This is a genomic window from Alcanivorax profundi (assembly GCF_003597125.1).
Lineage (GTDB): Bacteria > Pseudomonadota > Gammaproteobacteria > Pseudomonadales > Alcanivoracaceae > Alcanivorax > Alcanivorax profundi.
Genome location: NZ_QYYA01000002.1, coordinates 653,452 through 673,996, shown reverse-complemented (window position 1 = coordinate 673,996; position 20,545 = coordinate 653,452). Strand labels below are relative to the sequence as shown.

At 58.7% G+C, this 20,545-nt stretch carries 21 protein-coding genes; 19 read left to right on the top strand and 2 right to left on the bottom strand.

The window, feature by feature from the left end; translation table 11 throughout:
- Window positions 1–98: 98 nt before the first annotated feature.
- The 12 genes from D4A39_RS08425 to glmS all read left to right on the top strand — a co-directional run bounded on the left by D4A39_RS08425 (window position 99) and on the right by glmS (window position 11,887).
- Entirely contained in the window at window positions 99–1,016 is a 918-nt protein-coding gene (locus tag D4A39_RS08425; protein ID WP_022985906.1) for a ParB/RepB/Spo0J family partition protein, read from the top strand.
- Between the two features lie 395 nt (window positions 1,017–1,411).
- Window positions 1,412–1,840, top strand: a complete 429-nt coding sequence (locus tag D4A39_RS08420) for an ATP synthase subunit I (RefSeq protein WP_233192030.1) — start codon at window positions 1,412–1,414, stop codon at window positions 1,838–1,840.
- Window positions 1,841–1,856: 16 nt separating this feature from the next.
- Complete coding sequence (gene atpB / locus D4A39_RS08415) at window positions 1,857–2,765, top strand: F0F1 ATP synthase subunit A (RefSeq protein ID WP_022985904.1); 909 nt, start codon at window positions 1,857–1,859, stop codon at window positions 2,763–2,765.
- A 56-nt stretch (window positions 2,766–2,821) separates the two neighbouring features.
- The gene (gene atpE, locus D4A39_RS08410) at window positions 2,822–3,043 is read left to right on the top strand and encodes a F0F1 ATP synthase subunit C (RefSeq protein WP_007151035.1); all 222 of its coding nucleotides are present in this window, start codon (window positions 2,822–2,824) and stop codon (window positions 3,041–3,043) included.
- 49 nt (window positions 3,044–3,092) lie between these two features.
- Window positions 3,093–3,563, top strand: coding sequence for a F0F1 ATP synthase subunit B (locus tag D4A39_RS08405; protein ID WP_022985903.1), 471 nt, complete (start codon window positions 3,093–3,095; stop codon window positions 3,561–3,563).
- Window positions 3,564–3,578: 15 nt separating this feature from the next.
- Window positions 3,579–4,115 carry a F0F1 ATP synthase subunit delta gene (locus D4A39_RS08400; RefSeq protein ID WP_022985902.1) on the top strand — a complete coding sequence of 179 codons (537 nt, stop codon included), beginning with the start codon at window positions 3,579–3,581 and terminating at the stop codon, window positions 4,113–4,115.
- Window positions 4,116–4,131: 16 nt separating this feature from the next.
- On the top strand, window positions 4,132–5,676 hold the full coding sequence (atpA, locus tag D4A39_RS08395; protein ID WP_022985901.1) for a F0F1 ATP synthase subunit alpha: 1,545 nt from the start codon (window positions 4,132–4,134) through the stop codon (window positions 5,674–5,676).
- A 23-nt stretch (window positions 5,677–5,699) separates the two neighbouring features.
- Window positions 5,700–6,560, top strand: a complete 861-nt coding sequence (gene atpG, locus D4A39_RS08390; protein ID WP_022985900.1) for a F0F1 ATP synthase subunit gamma — start codon at window positions 5,700–5,702, stop codon at window positions 6,558–6,560.
- 42 nt (window positions 6,561–6,602) lie between these two features.
- On the top strand, window positions 6,603–7,985 hold the full coding sequence (gene atpD, locus D4A39_RS08385) for a F0F1 ATP synthase subunit beta (RefSeq protein ID WP_022985899.1): 1,383 nt from the start codon (window positions 6,603–6,605) through the stop codon (window positions 7,983–7,985).
- A 20-nt stretch (window positions 7,986–8,005) separates the two neighbouring features.
- Window positions 8,006–8,428: a F0F1 ATP synthase subunit epsilon gene (locus D4A39_RS08380; protein WP_022985898.1), complete on the top strand. Its 423-nt coding sequence runs from the start codon at window positions 8,006–8,008 to the stop codon at window positions 8,426–8,428.
- A gap of 143 nt (window positions 8,429–8,571) precedes the next feature.
- Window positions 8,572–9,933, top strand: coding sequence for a bifunctional UDP-N-acetylglucosamine diphosphorylase/glucosamine-1-phosphate N-acetyltransferase GlmU (glmU, locus tag D4A39_RS08375; RefSeq protein WP_022985897.1), 1,362 nt, complete (start codon window positions 8,572–8,574; stop codon window positions 9,931–9,933).
- A 124-nt stretch (window positions 9,934–10,057) separates the two neighbouring features.
- Window positions 10,058–11,887, top strand: a complete 1,830-nt coding sequence (glmS, locus tag D4A39_RS08370; RefSeq protein ID WP_119917877.1) for a glutamine--fructose-6-phosphate transaminase (isomerizing) — start codon at window positions 10,058–10,060, stop codon at window positions 11,885–11,887.
- Between the two features lie 108 nt (window positions 11,888–11,995).
- Here the strand turns inward: glmS and D4A39_RS08365 are convergent, their stop codons facing one another.
- Complete coding sequence (locus D4A39_RS08365; RefSeq protein ID WP_199699434.1) at window positions 11,996–12,937, bottom strand: ADP-ribosylglycohydrolase family protein; 942 nt, start codon at window positions 12,935–12,937, stop codon at window positions 11,996–11,998.
- A gap of 23 nt (window positions 12,938–12,960) precedes the next feature.
- Entirely contained in the window at window positions 12,961–13,695 is a 735-nt protein-coding gene (locus tag D4A39_RS08360) for an NUDIX domain-containing protein (protein ID WP_022985894.1), read from the bottom strand.
- Between the two features lie 127 nt (window positions 13,696–13,822).
- Between D4A39_RS08360 and D4A39_RS08355 the strand changes: the two genes are divergently transcribed.
- The 7 genes from D4A39_RS08355 (at window position 13,823) to D4A39_RS08325 (ending at window position 20,521) form a co-directional block, all read left to right on the top strand.
- Window positions 13,823–14,881: a bifunctional nicotinamide-nucleotide adenylyltransferase/Nudix hydroxylase gene (locus tag D4A39_RS08355; protein ID WP_119917875.1), complete on the top strand. Its 1,059-nt coding sequence runs from the start codon at window positions 13,823–13,825 to the stop codon at window positions 14,879–14,881.
- Between the two features lie 18 nt (window positions 14,882–14,899).
- Window positions 14,900–15,994, top strand: coding sequence for a hypothetical protein (locus D4A39_RS08350; protein ID WP_119917874.1), 1,095 nt, complete (start codon window positions 14,900–14,902; stop codon window positions 15,992–15,994).
- The gene (locus D4A39_RS08345) at window positions 15,984–17,090 is read left to right on the top strand and encodes a class I SAM-dependent methyltransferase (protein WP_119917873.1); all 1,107 of its coding nucleotides are present in this window, start codon (window positions 15,984–15,986) and stop codon (window positions 17,088–17,090) included. The genes D4A39_RS08350 and D4A39_RS08345 overlap by 11 nt, the downstream gene beginning before the upstream one ends.
- Window positions 17,091–17,297: 207 nt before the next feature.
- Entirely contained in the window at window positions 17,298–18,701 is a 1,404-nt protein-coding gene (locus D4A39_RS08340) for a nicotinate phosphoribosyltransferase (RefSeq protein ID WP_119917872.1), read from the top strand.
- A gap of 283 nt (window positions 18,702–18,984) precedes the next feature.
- Window positions 18,985–19,869: an urease accessory protein UreD gene (locus D4A39_RS08335; RefSeq protein ID WP_199699433.1), complete on the top strand. Its 885-nt coding sequence runs from the start codon at window positions 18,985–18,987 to the stop codon at window positions 19,867–19,869.
- Window positions 19,870–19,900: 31 nt separating this feature from the next.
- On the top strand, window positions 19,901–20,203 hold the full coding sequence (gene ureA / locus D4A39_RS08330; RefSeq protein WP_022985888.1) for an urease subunit gamma: 303 nt from the start codon (window positions 19,901–19,903) through the stop codon (window positions 20,201–20,203).
- Window positions 20,204–20,215: 12 nt separating this feature from the next.
- Window positions 20,216–20,521 carry an urease subunit beta gene (locus D4A39_RS08325; protein ID WP_022985887.1) on the top strand — a complete coding sequence of 102 codons (306 nt, stop codon included), beginning with the start codon at window positions 20,216–20,218 and terminating at the stop codon, window positions 20,519–20,521.
- The last annotated feature ends 24 nt before the right edge of the window (window positions 20,522–20,545 follow it).

The window sequence follows — 20,545 nt, the reverse complement described above, 5'->3', positions numbered from 1 at the left end:
ACGCATTACCTGTGGGAGCGGTCGTTCGACCGCGATTTTCACACTGGAACGGGGATCGCGGTGGAACCACCGCTCCCACAGAAGAACAAGGAACCACCATGGCGGCAAAGCGTAAACGCGGTCTCAGCAAGGGCCTGGATGCCCTGCTCAGCAGTAATGAGTCCTACCAGCAACGGCAGCAGGACGAAGTGAGTGTGGAGGCTGGTGAGCAACCGGATCCGGTGACTCAGCCACCCCGCGACGGTGAATTGCGCCACCTGCCGGTGGAATACATGGAGCGTGGCCGCTACCAGCCGCGCCGTGACATGTCTCCGGATGCCCTCGAAGAGCTGGCCGAATCCATTCGTGCCCAGGGGGTCATGCAGCCCATCGTGGTGCGCCCGCTCGGCGAAAAGCGCTACGAGATCATCGCCGGTGAGCGTCGCTGGCGTGCCGCCCAGATGGCCGAGCTGGACACCATCCCGGCGGTAGTGCGCGAAGTCCCGGACGAAGCCGCCATTGCCATGGCGCTGATCGAGAACATCCAGCGGGAAAACCTCAATCCCATGGAAGAAGCCATTGCCCTGGGTCGCCTTAAAGAAGAATTCGGCCTGACCCATCAGCAAGTGGCTGACGCCGTAGGTAAATCCCGCGCCATGGTCACCAACCTGCTGCGCCTGATGAGCCTGGAGCCTGACGTCAAAAAGCTGCTGGAACACGGCGACCTGGAAATGGGCCATGCCCGTGCCCTGCTGGCACTGGATGGCAACAAGCAGATCGATGCGGCCCGCACCGTGGTAGCCAAGGGGTTGTCCGTCCGTCAGACCGAAGAGCTGGTGCGTGACTACGAAAAGGCCAAACCCGCCAAACCGGCCGCCCCCAAGGAAGACCCCAACGTGAAAGCGCTGGTCAACGACCTGTCCGATCGCCTTGGGGCGCCGGTACAGATCCAGTCGGGCCAGGGGGGCAAGGGCAAGCTGGTGATCAGCTACAACAACCTGGACGAGCTCGACGGCATCCTCGCCCATATCAAGTAACCCACCTTCTCAGCCAGCCGAATTGCAACAAGGCGTGTCCGGCGTGGGTGCGGTTGCCGCTCCTGAAGGTGGCAAATGCGGCGGTCCTCCGTGGCCGCCACTTGTTGCCTGAACGTGCCGCCAGCCTTCAATGGGCAGCTGTCCTCGCCCCGCCTTTACGAGTAAACGAAAAATTCAAATTTGTCTCTTTGTGGATTTGAACTTAGTTCAGGCGAAACCCGCAGCGATCCTGCTGCGAAAACGGCTCGACCATGGTCGAACATTGACCAACAATCCACGCTCTACGGTTGCCACTTGCGTGCCAACTCCATATACTTCGCCGCGCTAACGATCAGGGGTGCCCAAGACCTTGCGCCTGGTGCGGCATCAACATGCATCAGCCCAGAGGCTTCACGGTGACCACCAGCAACGAATTCCAGGCCCACAGAACATTGTTCTGGGGGTTAATGCGCGCTCAACTAGCCGCCATTGTGGTGTTCGCCCTGCTGGTAACGGTAACGGCCGGAACACTGGCCGGCCTGGTAGCGGCCTGGGGAGGCACTATCAGCCTGATCGCATATGCCTGGGGCGGCTATCAGATATGGCTGCATCCCGGCAATCATGCGCCCAAGCGCATGGCCACCGCAGCAGTACGGGCGGAAATGGGCAAGATCGCAATTATGTTATTGCTGTTCTGGCTCACTTTTTCCAAGGTCCCTGAAACGCGGGAAATGAAAATTGCAATGGTTCTGCTGCTAGGCTTCCTGATCGCCCAGGTCGTGGGCTGGATTCAGGTAGCGCGTCTCGACGGACGCACAGCAGGGCAAGACGGGCAAAACGACTGAGACTGTAGGTATCAATATGGCTGGTAGCTCTCCGGGCGAGTACATCAAGCACCATTTGGGTAATCTGACCTATGGCGAACTGCCCGCAGGCTATGTCCGTGAATGTCACGGTCATGCCGAGACGCTGAGCGAAACCACCTGGACTTTTGCCTGTAACGGTACCGAAGCCAAAGACATGGGCTTCATGGCATTCCACGTTGATTCCCTCGCCTGGTCCGGCGGTCTCGGCATCATCATGTGCCTGTTGTTCTGGCTGGGTGCCCGCAAGGCAACCGCCGGCGTCCCTACCGGTTTCATGAACTTCATCGAAACCATCATTGAATTTATCGACACCCAGGTTCGCGATTCTTTCCACGGCAAGAGCAAACTGGTGGCGCCGCTGTCACTGGTGATCTTCTGCTGGGTATTCCTGATGAACCTGATGGATCTGATCCCTGTGGACTTCATCCCGCAGACCTTTACCTGGATCATGACCACCTTCTTCGGCTGGACCGCACACGAAGCCTACTTCAAGATCGTGCCCAGCACTGACCCCAACATCACGTTGTCCATGTCCTTCTCTGTCATGCTGCTGGTGATCTTCTTCACCATCAAGGCGAAAGGTGTGGGTGGCTTTATCGGTACCTTGGCCCTGCACCCCTTTGAGGCCAGCAACCCGGTAGTGAAATGTCTGTTGATCCCGGTGAACCTGCTGCTGGAGACCATTGGTCTGCTGGCCAAGCCGGTATCCCTGGGTTTGCGACTGTTCGGCAACATGTATGCCGGCGAGTTCGTGTTTATTCTGCTGGCCGCCATGATGGGCACCTGGCAGTTTATCGGTGCCTGGCCGTGGGCGGTATTCCACATTCTGGTTATCACCCTGCAGGCATTTATCTTCATGGTACTCACTATCGTGTACCTGAGCATGGCGGTCGAAGACCACTAAGATTTTTTAAACCGGTTTTTAATTAAACCAACCAAGCACTTAACGGGAGTGTAAAGATGGAAGGCATTCAATTTCTTGCTGCTGCTATCGTAGCTGGCCTGGCGGCCATCGGCGCAGGTCTGGGCTTCGGCATGATGGGTGGCCGTTTTCTGGAATCTGTAGCTCGTCAGCCTGAACTGGCTCCGATGCTGCAAACCCGCATGTTCATCATCGCTGGTCTGCTGGATGCTGTGCCGATTATCTGTATCGCTATCGCGTTCCTGCTGATCTTCCAGTAATCGATCGCGTTTGATCCGGTAAATTACCTAACGCGATTGAGGTGATGGCATGAACATCAACATGACGATCATCGGCCAGGCTATCTGGTTCGCTCTGTTCGTATTCTTCTGCATGAAGTTCGTCTGGCCGCCCATTTCCCGGGCCCTGGAAGAGCGCAAGCAGAAAATTGCCGAGGGCCTGAGCGCCGCAGATCGTGCTGAGCGCGATCTGGAACTGGCCCAGGAAAAGGCGACCGCCAATCTCAAAGAAGCAAAAGAGAAGGCGGCCGAAATCATTGATCAGGCCAATCGCCGGGCTAATCAGATTGTGGATGAGGCTAAAGAAGCCGCGCGCACCGAAGGTGAGCGTCTGGTAGCCAAAGCCCAGTCTGAGATTGACCAAGAAGTTAATCAGGCTCGCGAGCAGCTGCGTAAAGAAGTGGCAGCCCTGGCGTTGTCTGGTGCCGAGAAGGTACTGGGCGGCGAAGTAAACCAGGACGCGCACAAGCAGATGCTTGAGCAGCTGGCGGCTGAACTCTGAGACTACGGGTAACCCATGGCTGAACTGACCACCATCGCACGCCCCTACGCCAAGGCCGCCTTTGTTTTTGCAAAGGAACAAGGCGCCCTGGACAAGTGGGAAAAGATGCTGGGCCTGGCAGCAGCAGTGGCAGGTGATGCCAGCATGCGTGCCTACCTTGACCAGCCGGAACTGGATGACGCCGCCAAGGTTTCTGCCTTTGCAGAAGTCTGTGGCGACGAACTGGACGAAAGCGGGCGCAATTTCATTGCGCAGCTGGCGCACAACAAGCGTCTGCCGCTGTTGCCGGTCATCCTGGAACTGTTCCACGCGCTTCTGGCAGCGGAACAGCAGTTCACCGACGTGGAGCTGGTCTCCGCGTTCGAGATGGACGACGCTGTTGCCGAAAAGCTGGTAGCCGCTTTGAAAAAACGCCTTGGCACCGACGTGAATGTCACCACGTCTGTGGACCAGTCACTGATTGGAGGCGTGCTGGTGCGAGCCGGCGATACCGTAATTGATGGCAGTGTGCGTGGCCGACTTAACCGTCTGGCAGAGCAACTGAACTCTTGAGTTTGAGGGATTAGAGATGCAGCAACTCAACCCGTCCGAAATCAGCGAGATTATCAAGTCGCGCATCGCGAAACTTGATACCTCCACCGAAGCACGTAACGAAGGTACGGTGGTTTCCGTATCCGATGGTATCGTGCGTATTCACGGTCTTGCCGATGTCATGTTCGGTGAGATGATCGAGTTTGAGGGCGGCATCTATGGCATGGCCCTTAACCTCGAGCAGGATTCCGTTGGCGCCGTGGTACTGGGCGACTACCTGAGCCTGGCCGAAGGTCAGAAGGTACGTTGTACTGGCCGCATCCTGGAAGTTCCGGTTGGTCCGGAGCTGCTGGGTCGCGTTGTTGACGCCCTGGGTAACCCGATCGATGGCAAAGGCCCGATCAACGCTTCCGCTTCTGACGCGGTAGAAAAGGTTGCTCCTGGCGTTATCTGGCGTAAGGAAGTTAACGAGCCGGTTCAGACTGGCTACAAGGCGATCGACTCCATGGTGCCGATCGGTCGTGGTCAGCGTGAGCTGATCATTGGCGACCGTCAGATCGGTAAGACCGCGGTAGCCGTCGACTCCATCATTGCCCAGAAGGGCACTGGCGTTAAGTGTATCTACGTTGCGGTTGGCCAGAAGCAGTCCACCATCGCCAACGTGGTACGCAAGCTGGAAGAGCACGGTGCAATGGATCACACCATCATCGTTGCCGCTTCCGCTTCCGATCCGGCTTCCATGCAGTTCCTGGCACCGTTTGCCGGTTGCGCCATGGGCGAATACTTCCGCGACCGCGGTGAAGATGCCCTGATCGTATACGATGACCTGACCAAGCAAGCCTGGGCGTATCGTCAGATCTCCCTGCTGCTGCGTCGTCCGCCGGGCCGTGAAGCTTATCCTGGTGACGTGTTCTACCTGCACTCCCGTCTGCTGGAGCGCGCCGCCAAGGTCAGCGAAGAATACGTAGAGAAGTTCACCAACGGTGAAGTGAAAGGCAAAACCGGTTCTCTGACCGCCCTGCCGATCATCGAAACCCAGGGTGGTGACGTATCTGCATTCGTACCGACCAACGTGATCTCCATCACCGATGGTCAGATCTTCCTGGAAACCGACCTGTTCAACTCCGGCGTACGTCCGGCCATGAACGCCGGTGTGTCTGTATCCCGTGTAGGTGGTGCAGCCCAGACCAAGATCGTCAAGAAGCTCGGCGGTGGTATCCGTCTGGCACTGGCTCAGTACCGTGAACTGGCGGCCTTCGCCCAGTTCGCTTCCGACCTGGATGATTCCACTCGTGAGCAGCTGGAACATGGTCAGGCCGTTACCGAGCTGATGAAGCAGAAGCAGTACAGCCCGCTGAGCGTTGCTGAGATGGGTGTTGTTCTGTACGCCGCTAACGAAGGTTACCTGAAAGGTATCGAAATCGAGAAAATCGGTTCCTTCGAAACGGCCATGCTGGACTACATGAACAGCGAAAAGAAAGCGTTGATGGACAAGATCAACGAGAAGGGTGACTACAACGGCGACATCGAGGGTGAGATCAAGGAATCTCTCGATCAGTTCAAAGCCACCCAGACCTGGTAATTCGCTGATAAAAGGTACTTCCTATGGCCAGCGGTAAAGAGATCAAAGGCAAGATTGCCAGCGTCCAGAGCACGAAGAAGATTACCCGTGCAATGGAAATGGTGGCAGCTTCCAAGATGCGTAAGGCACAAGAGCGTATGGCGGCTTCCAAGCCCTACGCCAGCCGCATGCGTCAGGTGGTTGCCCATCTGGCCAATGCCGATCTGGAATACCGGCACAGCTACCTGCAAGAGCGGGAAGTCAAAAACGTTGGCTACATCGTAGTGACCTCCGACCGGGGTCTCTGCGGTGGCCTCAACGTGAACCTGCTCAAGAATGTCGTCAAAAGCGCGCAAGAGTGGAAAGAAAAAGGCGCCAAGGCCCAGTACTGCGTAGTGGGTACCAAAGGTGTGTCTTTCTTCAAAAGCGTAGGCGGCAATGTGGAAGCGACCGTGAACGGTCTGGGTGATACTCCTCACCTGAACGATCTGATCGGTTCCATCAAGGTAATGCTGGATGCCTATGACAATGGTGCCATCGACCGTCTGTACATCGTGTACAACGAATTCGTGAACACCATGACCCAGGCGCCGACCAACATTCAGCTTCTGCCGCTTGAAGCGGGCGAAGAAGAAGAGTTGAAGCGTCACTGGGACTACATTTACGAGCCTGCCCCGAAAGAGCTGCTCGACGAACTGCTGGTGCGGTTCATCGAATCACAGGTCTATCAGGGTGTGGTTGAAAACAATGCCTGTGAGCAGGCAGCGCGTATGATCGCGATGAAAGCGGCCAGCGATAATGCCGGTGACATCATTCGTGATCTGCAGTTGGTGTACAACAAGGCACGCCAGGCTGCAATTACGCAGGAAATCTCCGAAATCGTTGGTGGTGCTGCTGCGGTCTAAACTGATAGACCCGGCAAAAACGCAAGTTAAGAGGATGCAAGCATGAGTAGCGGTCGTATTGTTCAGATCATCGGTGCTGTGATCGACGTGGAATTCCCGCGCGAAAACGTACCGAAGGTATATGACGCCCTCACCGTGGACGGTACTGAAACCACGCTGGAAGTTCAGCAGCAGCTGGGCGACGGCGTAGTCCGTACCATCGCCATGGGCTCCACCGAAGGTCTGAAGCGTGGTATCACCGTGACCGACACTGGTGAGCCGATTCAGGTACCGGTAGGCACCAAGACCCTGGGCCGTATCATGGACGTGCTGGGTCGCCCGATCGACGAAGCCGGTCCTATCGGTGAAGAAGAGCGCATGTCTATTCACCGTGCGGCTCCTACTTACGCTGAGCAGGCAGCTACCAACGAACTGCTGGAAACCGGCATCAAGGTAATCGACCTGGTTTGCCCCTTCGCGAAAGGCGGTAAGGTTGGTCTGTTCGGTGGTGCGGGTGTAGGTAAAACCGTAAACATGATGGAGCTGATCCGGAACATCGCGATCGAGCACTCCGGTTTCTCCGTGTTTGCGGGTGTGGGTGAGCGTACTCGTGAGGGTAACGACTTCTACCACGAAATGAAGGACTCCAACGTACTGGATAAAGTATCGCTGGTTTACGGTCAGATGAACGAGCCGCCGGGTAACCGTCTGCGTGTAGCGCTGACTGGTCTGACCATGGCCGAGAAGTTCCGTGACGAAGGTCGTGACGTACTGTTCTTCGTCGATAACATCTACCGTTACACCCTGGCCGGTACCGAAGTATCCGCTCTGCTGGGTCGTATGCCTTCTGCGGTAGGTTACCAGCCGACTCTGGCGGAAGAGATGGGCGTTCTGCAGGAACGTATTACCTCCACCAAGGTAGGTTCCATCACCTCCGTACAGGCCGTATACGTACCGGCGGATGACTTGACTGACCCGTCTCCGGCGACCACCTTTGCTCACCTGGATTCCACTGTATCCCTGAGCCGTGACATCGCGTCCAAAGGTATCTACCCGGCGATCGACCCGCTGGATTCCACCTCTCGTCAGCTGGATCCGCTGGTTATCGGTCAGGAACACTACGACATCGCTCGTGGCGTTCAGATGGTGCTGCAGCGCTTTAAAGAGCTGAAAGACATCATCGCGATTCTGGGTATGGACGAACTGTCTGAAGAAGACAAGCAGGTGGTATCCCGCGCCCGTAAGATCGAGCGTTTCCTGTCCCAGCCGTTCTTCGTGGCGGAAGTATTTACCGGTTCTCCCGGCAAGTACGTTTCCCTGAAAGACACCCTGGCAGGTTTCAAGGGTATCCTGAACGGTGACTACGACCACATTCCGGAGCAGGACTTCTACATGAAGGGTTCTATCGACGAAGTGGTAGAAGCCTACAACAAGCGTAGCAAGTAACCTTCACCGGGAGACAACAAATGGCGATGACCGTGCATTGCGACATTGTTAGTGCAGAACGCCAGCTGTTCTCCGGCCTGGTAGAAATCGTGGTAGCTTCCGGTGTGGAAGGCGACCTCGGTATCATGCCAGGCCATGCCCCGCTGCTGACCCGGCTCAAGCCGGGCCCGGTACGGGTGAAGAAGCAGAATGGTGAAGAAGAAGTGTTCTACGTATCTGGCGGCTTCCTGGAAGTGCAGCCGAAGCTGGTCACCGTACTTGCTGATACGGCAGAACGTGCCGACAACATGGACGAAGCTGCCGCCGAGCAGGCAAAACAGCGCGCCAAAGAAGCGCTGGAAGGGAAGAACTCCGAAATGGATTACTCCCGTGCTGCCGCGACGCTGGCCGAGGCTGTTGCCCAGTTGCGTGCAATTCAACAGTTGAAGAAAAAGGGCCGGTAACGGCACTTTTTGCAAATCTTCAACACAGAAAGGGTAGCCGGGTGCTACCCTTTTTTGTTTCTGTCATAAAGATGACGTACAACAGCAAGCCAAACGGGCCGGGAAGGTCTGGAACACCTCAGTAAAGCAATAAGGACAGGCTAATGAGTCTAGCGGTAGTCATTCTCGCGGCAGGCAAGGGCACACGCATGAAGAGCGCCCTGCCCAAGGTTCTCCATGAAGTGGCAGGCAAAGCGATGGTTCAGCACGTCGTCGATGCAGCCGCCAGCCTGGAGGTGACCAATACGGTCGTGGTTTATGGACATGGTGGTGACCAGGTACAGCAGACCGTGCAAGGCCATAACCTGCAGTGGGCGGAACAGGCAGAACAACTCGGAACGGGCCATGCTGTCGCCCAGGCGATGCCCTTGGTCAGCGAGGATATCGTCCTGGTGCTCTACGGCGACGTACCGCTCATCCGTCCAGAAACCCTCAAGGAATTTGTCGCCTGTGTGGATGACAACACGCTGGCACTGATGACCCTTACCCTGGATGACCCCAGCGGCTATGGCCGTATCGTCCGTGATGGCCAGAATAACGTCCAGCGCATCGTCGAACAGAAAGATGCCTCCGATGCCGAACTGGGTATCCAGGAGATCAACACCGGTATCCTTGCCTGTACCCGCAGTTTTCTGGCGGATTGCCTGCCGAAGCTGTCCAGCAACAATGCCCAGGGTGAATATTACCTGACGGATGTCATCGCCATGGCGGTGCAGTCTGGCCTGAATGTGGAAACCCTGCAGCCTGGATCCGCCTGGGAGGTCGATGGGGTCAACGACCGTGTCCAGCTGGCCCGTCTCGAGCGTATTTTTCAGCGGGCCCAGGCCGAATCGCTGATGCGTGATGGGGTCACCCTCCGTGATCCCGCCAGGCTGGATATCCGTGGCAGCGTACAAATCGCCAGTGACGTCATTATCGATGTGAACGTAATACTGGAAGGCGATGTCACCATCGAAGAGGGCGTCACCATTGGCCCCAACTGCATCATCCGCGACGCCAATATTGGTGCGGGTACAGCCATCGAAGCCAACAGCCTGATTGATGGTGCGGTAGTGGGCGACCACTGCACGGTGGGGCCCTACGCACGCCTGCGCCCCGGCACCGAACTGGCGGACAAAGCCAGGATCGGCAACTTTGTAGAGACCAAGAAGTCCTATGTGGGCGAAGGCTCCAAAGTGAATCACCTGACCTACATCGGCGACAGCCAAATTGGCAAGGGCGTGAATGTTGGAGCCGGCACCATTACCTGCAATTATGATGGTGTGAACAAATTCCAGACCGTGATGAAAGATGGTGCCTTCATCGGCTCCAACTCGTCACTGGTGGCCCCGGTGACCATCGGCGAAAACGCAACCGTTGGTGCGGGCAGTACCGTCACCAAGGACGTGGACGACAACGGCCTTGCCGTGGCCCGCGGTCAGCAACGGAATGTGGCCAACTGGAAGCGTCCCACGAAGAAAAGTTGACAGTTGATAGTGGACAGTTGACAGCGAAACCGTCGCTTGTCGCTGATTCGTAGGGCGGAAATAAGCGTCAGCCCATCTCCGTCATAACACCGCTATTCAGGAACAGAGTTAGGGAAAATTAAGCATGTGTGGAATCGTCGGTGCCATCGCCCAGCGTAACGTAGGCAACATCCTGATCACCGGACTCAAGCGCCTGGAATACCGGGGCTATGACAGTGCCGGTGTCGCGCTGCTCAACGACAGCGGGATTACCCGGGTACGTCGGCAGGGCAAGGTGGCCGGGCTGGAAGATGCGGTTAATGAACAGGCGGCCAGCGGTTTCACCGGTATCGCCCACACCCGCTGGGCGACTCACGGTAAACCCTCTGAAGCCAATGCCCACCCGCACATGTCTGGCAACGATCTGGCGCTGGTCCATAACGGCATCATCGAAAACTTTCAGGAGCTGAAAGACGCACTGGAAGCCGACGGTTACACCTTCCAGTCCCAGACCGATACCGAAGTGATTGTTCACCTCATCGACCAGACCCTGCAAACCGGCGCAGACCTGTTCACCGCCGTGCAGCAAGTGACAAAGAAACTCGACGGCGCCTACGCCCTGGGTGTGATTCACAAGGCGCAACCGGACAAGCTGGTTACCGTCCGTTCCGGCAGCCCGCTAGTGATCGGGCTTGGCATCGATGAAAACTACATCGCCTCCGACCAGCTGGCCCTGCTGCCCGTCACCAACCGCTTTATCTTTCTGGAAGAAGGCGATCAGGCAGAGCTGACCATCGACGGTGTCCGTATCGTTGATGCCAACGGTAACCCGGTCACCCGCGAGCCCCACGAATTCGACGGCACCCACGAAGATGCGGAAAAGGGTGAATACCGCCACTACATGCAGAAGGAAATCTTCGAGCAGCCGGCGGCCATCCAGAAAACCCTGGAAGACCGTATCGAATCACCGGCAACGTTGATCAACGCCTTCGGTGAAAAAGCCCCGGCCATTTTCGACAAGGTAAAAACTGTCCAGATCGTGGCCTGTGGCACCAGTTACCACGCAGGTATGGTGGCCCGTTACTGGCTCGAAGACATTGCCGGCATCCCCTGCCAGGTAGAAGTGGCCAGTGAATTCCGCTACCGCAAACATGTGGTACCGGAAGGCACCCTGTTCGTGACCATTTCCCAGAGTGGCGAAACTGCCGACACCCTGGCTGCCCTGCGTGATACCCAGTCTCCCAACTATGTGGGCCGGCTGGCCATCTGTAACGTGGACAGCTCCTCACTGGTGCGCGAATCCGAGCTGGTATTCCTCACCAAGGCCGGCCCGGAAATTGGCGTGGCGTCCACCAAGGCGTTCACCACCCAGCTGGCCGGCCTGCTGATGCTGGTATTGGCCCTGGGCCGCCAGAAGGGTCTGGCCGACAGCGAAATCGAAACGGTACTGGCAGAAATGCGCCAGCTGCCGAACCTGATCGAACAGGCCGCCGCACTGGATAAGCCCATCGAAAAACTGTCCGAGCACTTCGTGGAAAAACATCACGCACTGTTCCTGGGCCGTGGTGTGCAATTCCCGGTGGCACTGGAAGGTGCGCTCAAGCTCAAGGAAATTTCCTACATCCACGCAGAAGCCTACGCCGCCGGTGAGCTCAAGCATGGTCCGCTGGCGCTGGTCGACAGTGAAATGCCAGTGGTGTCCGTGGCACCCAACGACGAACTGCTGGAAAAACTGAAATCCAACCTGCAGGAAGTGCGTGCCCGTGGTGGTGAGCTGTATGTGTTCGCCGACAAGAACGCCCACGTTAAAGAAGGCGAAGGCATCCACGTACTCAACATGCCCGCCGTGCCAGAAACCATCGCCCCCATCGTCTACACCGTGCCGCTGCAATTGCTCAGCTACCACGTCGCCGTGCTGCGCGGCACCGATGTGGACCAGCCAAGGAATCTGGCCAAGTCGGTGACAGTGGAATAAGGCAGTTAACAGTTAATAGTGAACAGTTAACAGCGAAAGCCCGGCAACGCCGGGCTTTTTGTTGCACACCTCCCCGTGTAGGAGCGTCGCTCGCGGCGCGGCTTTCTTTCACGATTGGAACACCAACCCAGCCGATGCCTGGCTCTCGTGCGTTCGCTCAAAAAGGGATGTAGCCAGTGCAACGATGTCATCCCGCATGGCGAGTTTGGCCATCCATGCTTCAGGGATAGCGGACGCCCCGTAAAATGCCCCGGCAATCTGTCCGGTGATCGCGGCGGTGGTGTCTGCATCATCCCCCAGGTTGGTGGCGGCAAGGATGGCGTCGCGGTAATTGTCGGTATGGAAGAAACACCACAGCGCGGCTTCCAGGGACTGGATGCAGTAGCCGGAGCCGATAATGTCGTCATAACCCGCTTGCAGAAAACCGCCGCCGGCCAGGGCCTGCACCTTGGCTTCCTGCCAGTGTTGGTCAGCCAGGTTTTGCATGAGTGATGCCTTGTCAGTGCCCCGCAAACAACGGTCCAGCAACAGGGCAAACAGCTCACAACATTCCACCGCTTCCGCAGCGCCGTGAGTAGTACGGGAACTGAGTGCCGCCAGTTCGCGCAAGCGATCCGGGGCAGGGTGGGCAAACAGCACCACCGGAGCCAGCCGCATCAGCGAGCCATTGCCAGCGGTATGGGCTGCGGTGTCGCCAGAGTAGGGCTCGCCAGTATCGCGGAAACGCGCCAGGGCGTCGCGCACGGTGTTGCCGATATCAAAGCAGCTGCCGGTGGCGCTAAGGTAGCCCCATTGCCACCAGTTCAAATAGCGACTCATTTGGTCGCGGGCATCAAAGGCCTGCTTTTCAACGAGGCTTTCCGCCAGACACAGGGCCATGGAGGTATCGTCGGTCCATTGACCGGCTTTCAGATTGAAGGGACCGTTGCCCGTCATGTCGGTAACGGGTGCAAAGCTGCCTCGGGGTGAAAATTCCACCGTCGTGCCCACCGCATCACCGCAGGCAAGCCCGGCCAGCGCGCCGATAAAACGATCCTTGAGTGTGTTCATGATGCTTTCCTCTTGATGGGCCTTTACAGGCCTTCACCAAACACCCTCGCAAACAGATGTTGCTCGGAGCCGGTGGCGGGTTGATAGAGTGCCGCAGGCCGGCCCCGCCCCCCTTCGGGAATGCCTTCGCCCACTTCTTCGAGAATCTCCGCATTGAGAATGCGCCGACGAAACGATTTCTTTTCCAGGGTGGCATCCATCAGTTGTTCGAACGCACGCTGTAACTGGGTAAGAGTGAAAGGGCGTTTCAGCACATGAACCGGCAGCACGGTATAGGCCGTCTTGTTCTTCAAGCGCTCCCGCGCTGTGGCAATCAGGCTGCGGTGATCGAACGCCAGCTCAATGCCTCCGAGCTGATCCAGCGGCCACCAGCGGGCATCGTTAACTGACGCCACGAAGTCTGCGGTAGGGGCATGGGGGATCAGCGCCATGTACAAGGCCGTGACAGACCAGCCACGGGGATCGCGCAGGCCGTTGCCCTTGCTACACACCTGCTCCAGCAGCGGCGCGGCGACACCGGTTTTTTCCTTCAGCTTGCGGTGGGCGCAGGCGTCCAGGTCATCATCACTGTGAATGTCGATAAAACCGCCGGGTAAGGCCCAGCGCCCCTTGTGCGGAAAGTCGCCCCGCTCCACCAGTAGCACCTGCAGGGCGCCTTCGTGCAGGGTAAAGATTGCCACGTCCACGGTAACCAGCGGGCTGTCGTAGTCCCTGGCGTTGTACTGTTTGAGGAAGTCGGCTTCTGAGCGGTAGGTCATGGTTCGATCACCAGGGGTTGCTATATAGTGGCAGTTAGCCAACAATACAGAGCAACACCGGTTCAGGCAACCGGTTCACGGCAGCGAGACAGACTTGCTGCCCACATCCACGGCAAGGAGCTTGCTGATGCAGTACGAATTCGATTTCGCGGTCTTTATTGGCCGCTTTCAGCCCTTTCACGCCGGTCACCTGCAGGTGGTGCGCACCGGCCTGGAGAAAGCCGAACGATTAATCTTGTTGATCGGTTCCGCCTGGCAGGCTCGCAATCCCCGTAACCCCTGGACTCACCAGGAGCGCGAACAGATGGTGCGCGCCTGCCTGACGGAAAGTGAAAACCAGCGCTTGCAGTGTTTGCCGTTGATGGACGTGCCCTACAATGACGAAGCCTGGGTGCGAAACGTGCAGTCCACCGTCGCCGGTATGGTCACCGCCCATCACGCCACCCCGCACCGGCCAGCGCGCATTGCCCTGATCGGGCACCGCAAGGACCACACCGGTTTTTATCTGAACCTGTTCCCGCAGTGGTCCGCAGTGGGCGTAGACAACGTGCGGCAGATCAGCGCCACGCCGATACGCGAGCGTTACTTTTCCGCTGCCCCGGAGACACTGCTCCCCTCGCTGGTCGATACGGACGTGCTGCCGTCAGCAGTAGCGTCCTACCTCACTGGCTTTGCCAATGATGCCGGTGCTTACCAGCACATCCGCGATGAAATCGCCTTCGTACGCAAATACCGCGACGCCTGGTCGTCCGCGCCCTATGCGCCCACCTTCGTCACGGTGGATGGTGTGGTGGTGCAATCCGGCCATGTGTTGCTGGTGGAGCGTCGTGCCAGCCCCGGCAAGGGGCTATGGGCGTTGCCCGGTGGCTTTGTGGATGGCAGTGAACGGTTGCTGGATGCCTGTCTGCGGGAACTGCGTGAGGAGACCCGCTTGAAAGTCCCGGCCCCGGTCCTCAAAGGCTCCATCCGCCGCCAGGAAGTCTACGACGACCCCTACCGTTCCGCTCGCGGCCGCACCATCACCCACGCGTTCTATATGGAGCTGGAGCCCAATGCCAGCCTGCCAAAAGTGAAGGGCGGTGACGATGCCCGCCAGGCACGTTGGGTACCGCTGGGCGAACTGACCCCGGAGCGGTTGTTCGAAGATCACTACTTCATCATTCAGGACATCCTCGGGTTGATTTAACCGGGAACGTGATCAGGGATGGAACTGGACGCCGTTATACAGCGCTATCAGCATGATCTGGCGACCACCGTCTTCCGGGAACCCCACCCGGAGGACGCCAGTCGCTGGCATCAACAGCGCATTGGTGAGCGTACCTGGCGGGTCGCCCAACCGGTAACGCTGACCCCCTACGCCGCGGTGCAGCCCTGCTCCGCCCGCTGCCGGTTCTGCTCGGAAAACCTGCGCGAAAACGGCGATACCGGCACCCATGCCAGCCTGCTGCGCCCGGGCATGAATTACTTCAACCAGCTTCAGACAGCCCTGATGGCGCTGCGTGGCCTGCCGTTGTCCTATTCCCTGTCGGGCCTGGAAATGACCGACCATCGTGACTGGTTTCTGCGCCTGCTGGATTGCCTGTCGTCCCATGCCGCGGTGAGCCCGGTGGAGGGCAGGGTGCTGTACAGCAATGGTGCCGGGCTCACTGCGCTGGGGGAGGATGCGGCGCTGGCCGCGGCCATCCGCAGTTTCGCCTTCGACTGGGTGGAGCTGTCGCGGCACCATCCCGACACCGTTACCAACCAGCAGATCATGCGCTTTCGTTCCCGCGAAGGGGTCATGATCACGGATCAGTTTCGTGAGTGTGTCGCACAACTGGGTGCACTCACGGAGGTTAAGCTGGTGTGTCTGGTGCAGCAGGGCGGGGTGGACAGCCTCGCCGCCCTGCAGCGTTATCTGGACTGGGCTCGCTCGCTGGGGGTACGTCATGTGATCCTGAGGGAAATGTCGCAACTGGATCAGCGCTACCGCGCCAACGGCACCCAGCGCTATATCCGCGCGTCGCGAGTGTCTGTGGCGGGCTTGCTGCAGGCCTTTCTGGAAGCTCATCCCCTGGCCCAGGGCACCCGCCTGCGGCAGGCCACCCACGGCTATTACTTTTCCAATCTGGTAATCGAAAGTGATGGCCTGACCGTCACCTTCGAATCGTCAAACTATCAGCGCCTGCACGAAAAGCATGACAGCGGCCAGATCTTCAAACTGGTATTCCATGCCAACGGCAACCTGTGCGCGGACTGGAATCCGGAGCGCCATGTCTTGATCCCCGCCGTCAACGGAGACATCACCCATGCCCAATAGCTGGCTGCACCTGGACGCCAACCAGGACACCCATGCCCTGGATCACACCCTCACCAGCAGCGACCCGTTTGCTGCCCGTGACCGCGGCTGGGTAGAACAGATGCGGCCTTTCGTACGCGAGTTGTCCCAACCCGGTGATCGGGTGCTGGACCCCTTTGCCGGCTTTGCGTCCACCCTGGTCGCAGCCTGTCAGGAAGGCCGGCAAGGTGTCGGTATCGAAATTGAAGCGGGCCGTCTGCACACGGCGCGCCAGCGACTCGATGATCTGGGCCTTGAGCACGCCACCCTGATCCACGGCGACTGTGAAACCTCACTGGCGAACATGGAACCCGTCGACCTGGTGCTCACCAGCTTGCCGTACTTCGGTTGCGGCATGGAAAGCACTCACCCTGGCCAGCTCTACGGCGCAGGCAGCTATGCGCACTTTTTGCAAAAAGTGCGCGGCATTCTCAAGGCACTCAAGCCGATCATCAAACCGGGGGGTTACATCGTAGTGGGTGCCGAAAACCTGCAACTGGATGGCCTCTGGGTACCCCAGGCCTGGGATGTGGCACGGCTGCTGGCCGAACGATTCCGTTTTATCGAGGAGCGCGTCATTGTTTACGACCGTCCCCACACCGACAGCACCTCACCGCACAGCAACCGCGCCCATGAATACATGTTGGTGGCGCAAAACAGCGCCCGCGTCTGTGATCGGGATGCCGCAATGTCACTGCTTCAGTTGCTGCAAGCGGATTTCCCACAGGCCATGGTCATCGGCAGTTTCGCCCGCTGGTTGAAGGGCGAAGCGGTAACCCCGTCGGATGTGGACCTGCTGTTGCCCAACGATTCACACATACTGCAGCCACTCACGCAGTGGCTGGAAAGTCGGGGCTTTCAGCTCACCCGCTGGGGTGCCCCTCTGCAGGCAACCATGACCACCCAGGCCATGGCCGGTGCCAACTACTTGCGCGCCGAACGACTGGCTGCGACCGGCAGCACCCTCACCCTGGACCTGGCCTTCCATGCGGATCCGCAGGTCTACCCGCAGCTGGCAGGCAAGGCGGAAACACGTCAGGGCATTATCTGCCTCAGCGAGCCAGCAGACCTGGGCTAGCGCCCCTTGGGGGAGCGGTCGTTCGACCGCGATTGCCACCTTGTATGTGTCAGCCGCAAAGGCCCGTAAAAAACAGTTGACACATTAGTGGCGTATCGCCAATATATATTCATCGGCACGACGGGACCCGTCAGTGCCGAGCAGCGGATCGCTGCCAGCGTGCTGGAAAGACCGGCGCCAATCACAATCGACAGGAGGAACTCCGTCATGCGTAACCTGATTCTCAACACCGATTCCTACAAGACCTCTCACTTCGCCCAATACCCGGCCGGTGCCGAGTATGTCTCCAGCTATATCGAATCCCGTGGTGGTCGCTACCGCGACACCGTGTTCTTCGGTCTGCAGGCCTTCCTCAAGGAATACCTGAGCCGCCCGATCAGCAAAGCGGATATCGAAGAAGCCGAAGCGGTCTGTGTTGCGCACGGCGTTCCCTTCAACCGTCCGGGCTGGGATTACATTCTCGACAACTACGACGGTTACCTGCCCATCGAAATCGAAGCCGTGCCGGAAGGCACCGTGGTGCCCACCGGTAATGTGCTGGTGCAGGTCATGAACACCGACCCGAACTGCGCCTGGCTCACCAGCTATGTGGAAACTGCCCTGTTGCGCGCTATCTGGTATCCCACCACCGTGGCCACGGTGTCCCGCAACTGTCGCACCATCATCCAGCGCTACCTGGAAGATACCGCCGACAACAGCGACAGCCTGCCCTTCAAACTGCACGACTTCGGTGCCCGTGGCGCCACCTCGGAAGAAGCTGCTGCCCTTGGTGGTATGGCACACCTGGTTAACTTTGCCGGTACCGATACCCTTTCCGCGATCATGGCCGCGCGCCGTTACTACGGTGCCGACATGGCCGGTTTCTCCATCCCGGCGGCAGAGCACAGCACCATTACCAGCTGGGGGCGCGACGGTGAAGCCCGGGCCTACGCCAACATGATCCAGCAATTCGGCGGGCAAGACCGGGTGGTGGCGGTAGTCAGCGATTCCTACGACATCTGGAACGCCATCGACAACCTGTGGGGTGGCGAACTGCGCGAGCAGGTAGAGCAGGCCGGCGGCACCTTGGTGGTCCGTCCTGATTCCGGCGAACCGGTGGAGATCGTCCCGGAAGCCATCGAACGCTTGATGGCCCGCTTCGGCTACCGCACCAACAGCAAGGGCTACCGGGTGCTGCCGGACTGCGTGCGCCTGATTCAGGGCGATGGCGTCTGTGCCCAGTCCATCGAAGCGATCTTGCAGGAAATGAAAGCCCGTGGCCTGAGTGCGGATAATGTGGCCTTTGGCATGGGCGGCGAGTTGCTGCAAAAGCTTAACCGCGACACCCAGAAGTTCGCCATGAAAGCCTCTGCCATCTGCATCAACGGCGAATGGCGCGACGTCTACAAGGATCCGATCACCGATCCGGGCAAGCGCTCCAAGCGTGGCCGGTTGGCATTAGTGCGCAGAAACGAGAGCGTCCAGACGGTACGCGCCGATGCTCTGAACGGTGACGGTGTAGATAGTGAAGAGAGCCAACTGATCAAGGTGTTCCGTAATGGAGAAATCCTGATCGATTGGGATTTCGAAACCATTCGCCAGCGGGCGGCACTGGGCAACGGCGGCAATTAATCTGCCAATGTCCTGCCCCCGTGACCACATCGCGGATCAAGGAGTAAAGCGTTCCACAGCGAAGCCCGGCAATAGCCGGGCTTTTTGTTGCACACCACTTTCTACACCTCCCCTGCAGGAGCGTCGCTCGCGGCGCGATAGCCGCGGCGCGGCTCTCTTTCGCGGTGGAACCACCGCTCCTGCAAAACCGTGTCGATCCCCAGGCAAACTTGTATACCACCTTGTATGGCACGGTTGCTGCATAAAGTTGGTGCATGGCAACCGGCAGGAAGAGGCCTGGCTCGTGACCGTACAGGAACCGGCACCGACACAACGGCGACATCCCAAGACACCAGCCCATGGCAAGGGGTGGAAGGCCCGGCTGCAGATGCAGCTGGAGTGCGCCATTACGGGGCAAGGCGCCAAGACTGTCATGACCGGCCTGCACCATTATGGGCCGCTGCGCGTTCAGCGCCCCTTCTACCCGGAAGGTGGCACGGCCCACATCTACCTGCTGCATCCCCCCGGTGGGGTGGTCGGTGGCGATGGCCTGGAGATCGACATCACTGCCGGCACGCAGGCCCATGGCCTGTTCACCACCCCCGGTGCCACCAAGTTCTATCTCAGTGCCGGCGATACCGCCCGCGTCAGTCAGGCCCTAACCGTGGCCCCCGGTGGCACCCTGGAATGGTTTCCCCAGGAAAACATCTTCTTCCCCGGTGCCAAGGTGCACATGGACACCACCATTGATCTGCATGGCGATGCCCGCTTCATGGGCTGGGAAATCTCCTGCCTGGGGCGGCCTGTGAACAGCGAGATCTTCGAGCAGGGCAATATCGATGCGCGCTTTCGCATTAATCGCGACGGCAGGCCGCTGCTGATCGAGCGCCTCAAGGTGGATCAGCCGCGCCACCTCAATGCGTCATCCGGGCTGCGTAACTTTCCCATGCAGGCTTTGTTTGTGGCCACTGGTTGCAACGAGGTCTCGCTGGAACAGGCCCGCGACATCATTGCAGGCAACACCGGCGAGATGCCCTGTGGCCTCACCTTGATCGACGACATTCTGGTGATGCGTGTGCTCGGCACCCGCTGCGAAAAAATCCAGGCACTGATGATTCCGGTCTGGCAGTTATTACGCCAGACCCTGCTGAACAAACCGGCGGCAATCCCGCGCATCTGGAATACCTGACGGTGAACGGAAAAGGCGAAAAGGCAAAATCATGGAACTGACACCCAGAGAAAAAGACAAGCTGCTGATCTTCACCGCCGCACTGCTGGCGGAGCGGCGCATGGCCCGCGGTCTCAAGCTCAACTACCCCGAGTCGGTGGCCTTTATCACCGCCGCCATCATGGAAGGCGCCCGCGACGGCAAGACCGTGGCACAGCTGATGGGCGAAGGCCGCACCCTGCTCAAGCGCGATGACGTGATGGAAGGCGTGCCGGAAATGATTCACGAAGTGCAGGTGGAAGCCACCTTCCCGGACGGCACCAAGCTGGTCACCGTTCACGACCCGATTGTGTAAAGGAGTGCACCCATGATTCCCGGCGAAATGAAAGTGCAGGACGGCGACATCGAGATCAATCCCGGCCGTGAAACCGTCACCGTGGAAGTGGCCAACACCGGCGACCGCCCCATCCAGGTGGGCTCCCATTACCACTTCTACGAAGTGAACAACGCGCTGCAGTTTGATCGCGAAAAAACCAAGGGCTTCCGGCTCAACATCCCCGCCGGCACCGCGGTGCGCATCGAACCCGGCCAGAGCCGCACCGTGGAACTGGTGGCCTACGCCGGCGAAAGAAAAGTCTACGGCTTCCAGGGCAAGGTGATGGGCTCGCTCTGAGTTCAGCAAGGAATTCAATGCGGC

What these genes read in the sequence shown, in the direction of transcription:
- D4A39_RS08425 (WP_022985906.1), top strand. Translation starts at nt 99, where the DNA reads ATGGCGGCAAAGCGTAAACGCGGTCTCAGCAAGGGCCTGGATGCCCTG.
- atpB (WP_022985904.1), top strand. Translation starts at nt 1,857, where the DNA reads ATGGCTGGTAGCTCTCCGGGCGAGTACATCAAGCACCATTTGGGTAAT.
- atpE (WP_007151035.1), top strand. Translation starts at nt 2,822, where the DNA reads ATGGAAGGCATTCAATTTCTTGCTGCTGCTATCGTAGCTGGCCTGGCG.
- D4A39_RS08405 (WP_022985903.1), top strand. Translation starts at nt 3,093, where the DNA reads ATGAACATCAACATGACGATCATCGGCCAGGCTATCTGGTTCGCTCTG.
- D4A39_RS08400 (WP_022985902.1), top strand. Translation starts at nt 3,579, where the DNA reads ATGGCTGAACTGACCACCATCGCACGCCCCTACGCCAAGGCCGCCTTT.
- atpA (WP_022985901.1), top strand. Translation starts at nt 4,132, where the DNA reads ATGCAGCAACTCAACCCGTCCGAAATCAGCGAGATTATCAAGTCGCGC.
- atpG (WP_022985900.1), top strand. Translation starts at nt 5,700, where the DNA reads ATGGCCAGCGGTAAAGAGATCAAAGGCAAGATTGCCAGCGTCCAGAGC.
- atpD (WP_022985899.1), top strand. Translation starts at nt 6,603, where the DNA reads ATGAGTAGCGGTCGTATTGTTCAGATCATCGGTGCTGTGATCGACGTG.
- D4A39_RS08380 (WP_022985898.1), top strand. Translation starts at nt 8,006, where the DNA reads ATGGCGATGACCGTGCATTGCGACATTGTTAGTGCAGAACGCCAGCTG.
- glmU (WP_022985897.1), top strand. Translation starts at nt 8,572, where the DNA reads ATGAGTCTAGCGGTAGTCATTCTCGCGGCAGGCAAGGGCACACGCATG.
- glmS (WP_119917877.1), top strand. Translation starts at nt 10,058, where the DNA reads ATGTGTGGAATCGTCGGTGCCATCGCCCAGCGTAACGTAGGCAACATC.
- D4A39_RS08365 (WP_199699434.1), bottom strand. Translation starts at nt 12,937, where the DNA reads ATGAACACACTCAAGGATCGTTTTATCGGCGCGCTGGCCGGGCTTGCC.
- D4A39_RS08360 (WP_022985894.1), bottom strand. Translation starts at nt 13,695, where the DNA reads ATGACCTACCGCTCAGAAGCCGACTTCCTCAAACAGTACAACGCCAGG.
- D4A39_RS08355 (WP_119917875.1), top strand. Translation starts at nt 13,823, where the DNA reads ATGCAGTACGAATTCGATTTCGCGGTCTTTATTGGCCGCTTTCAGCCC.
- D4A39_RS08350 (WP_119917874.1), top strand. Translation starts at nt 14,900, where the DNA reads ATGGAACTGGACGCCGTTATACAGCGCTATCAGCATGATCTGGCGACC.
- D4A39_RS08345 (WP_119917873.1), top strand. Translation starts at nt 15,984, where the DNA reads ATGCCCAATAGCTGGCTGCACCTGGACGCCAACCAGGACACCCATGCC.
- D4A39_RS08340 (WP_119917872.1), top strand. Translation starts at nt 17,298, where the DNA reads ATGCGTAACCTGATTCTCAACACCGATTCCTACAAGACCTCTCACTTC.
- ureA (WP_022985888.1), top strand. Translation starts at nt 19,901, where the DNA reads ATGGAACTGACACCCAGAGAAAAAGACAAGCTGCTGATCTTCACCGCC.
- D4A39_RS08325 (WP_022985887.1), top strand. Translation starts at nt 20,216, where the DNA reads ATGATTCCCGGCGAAATGAAAGTGCAGGACGGCGACATCGAGATCAAT.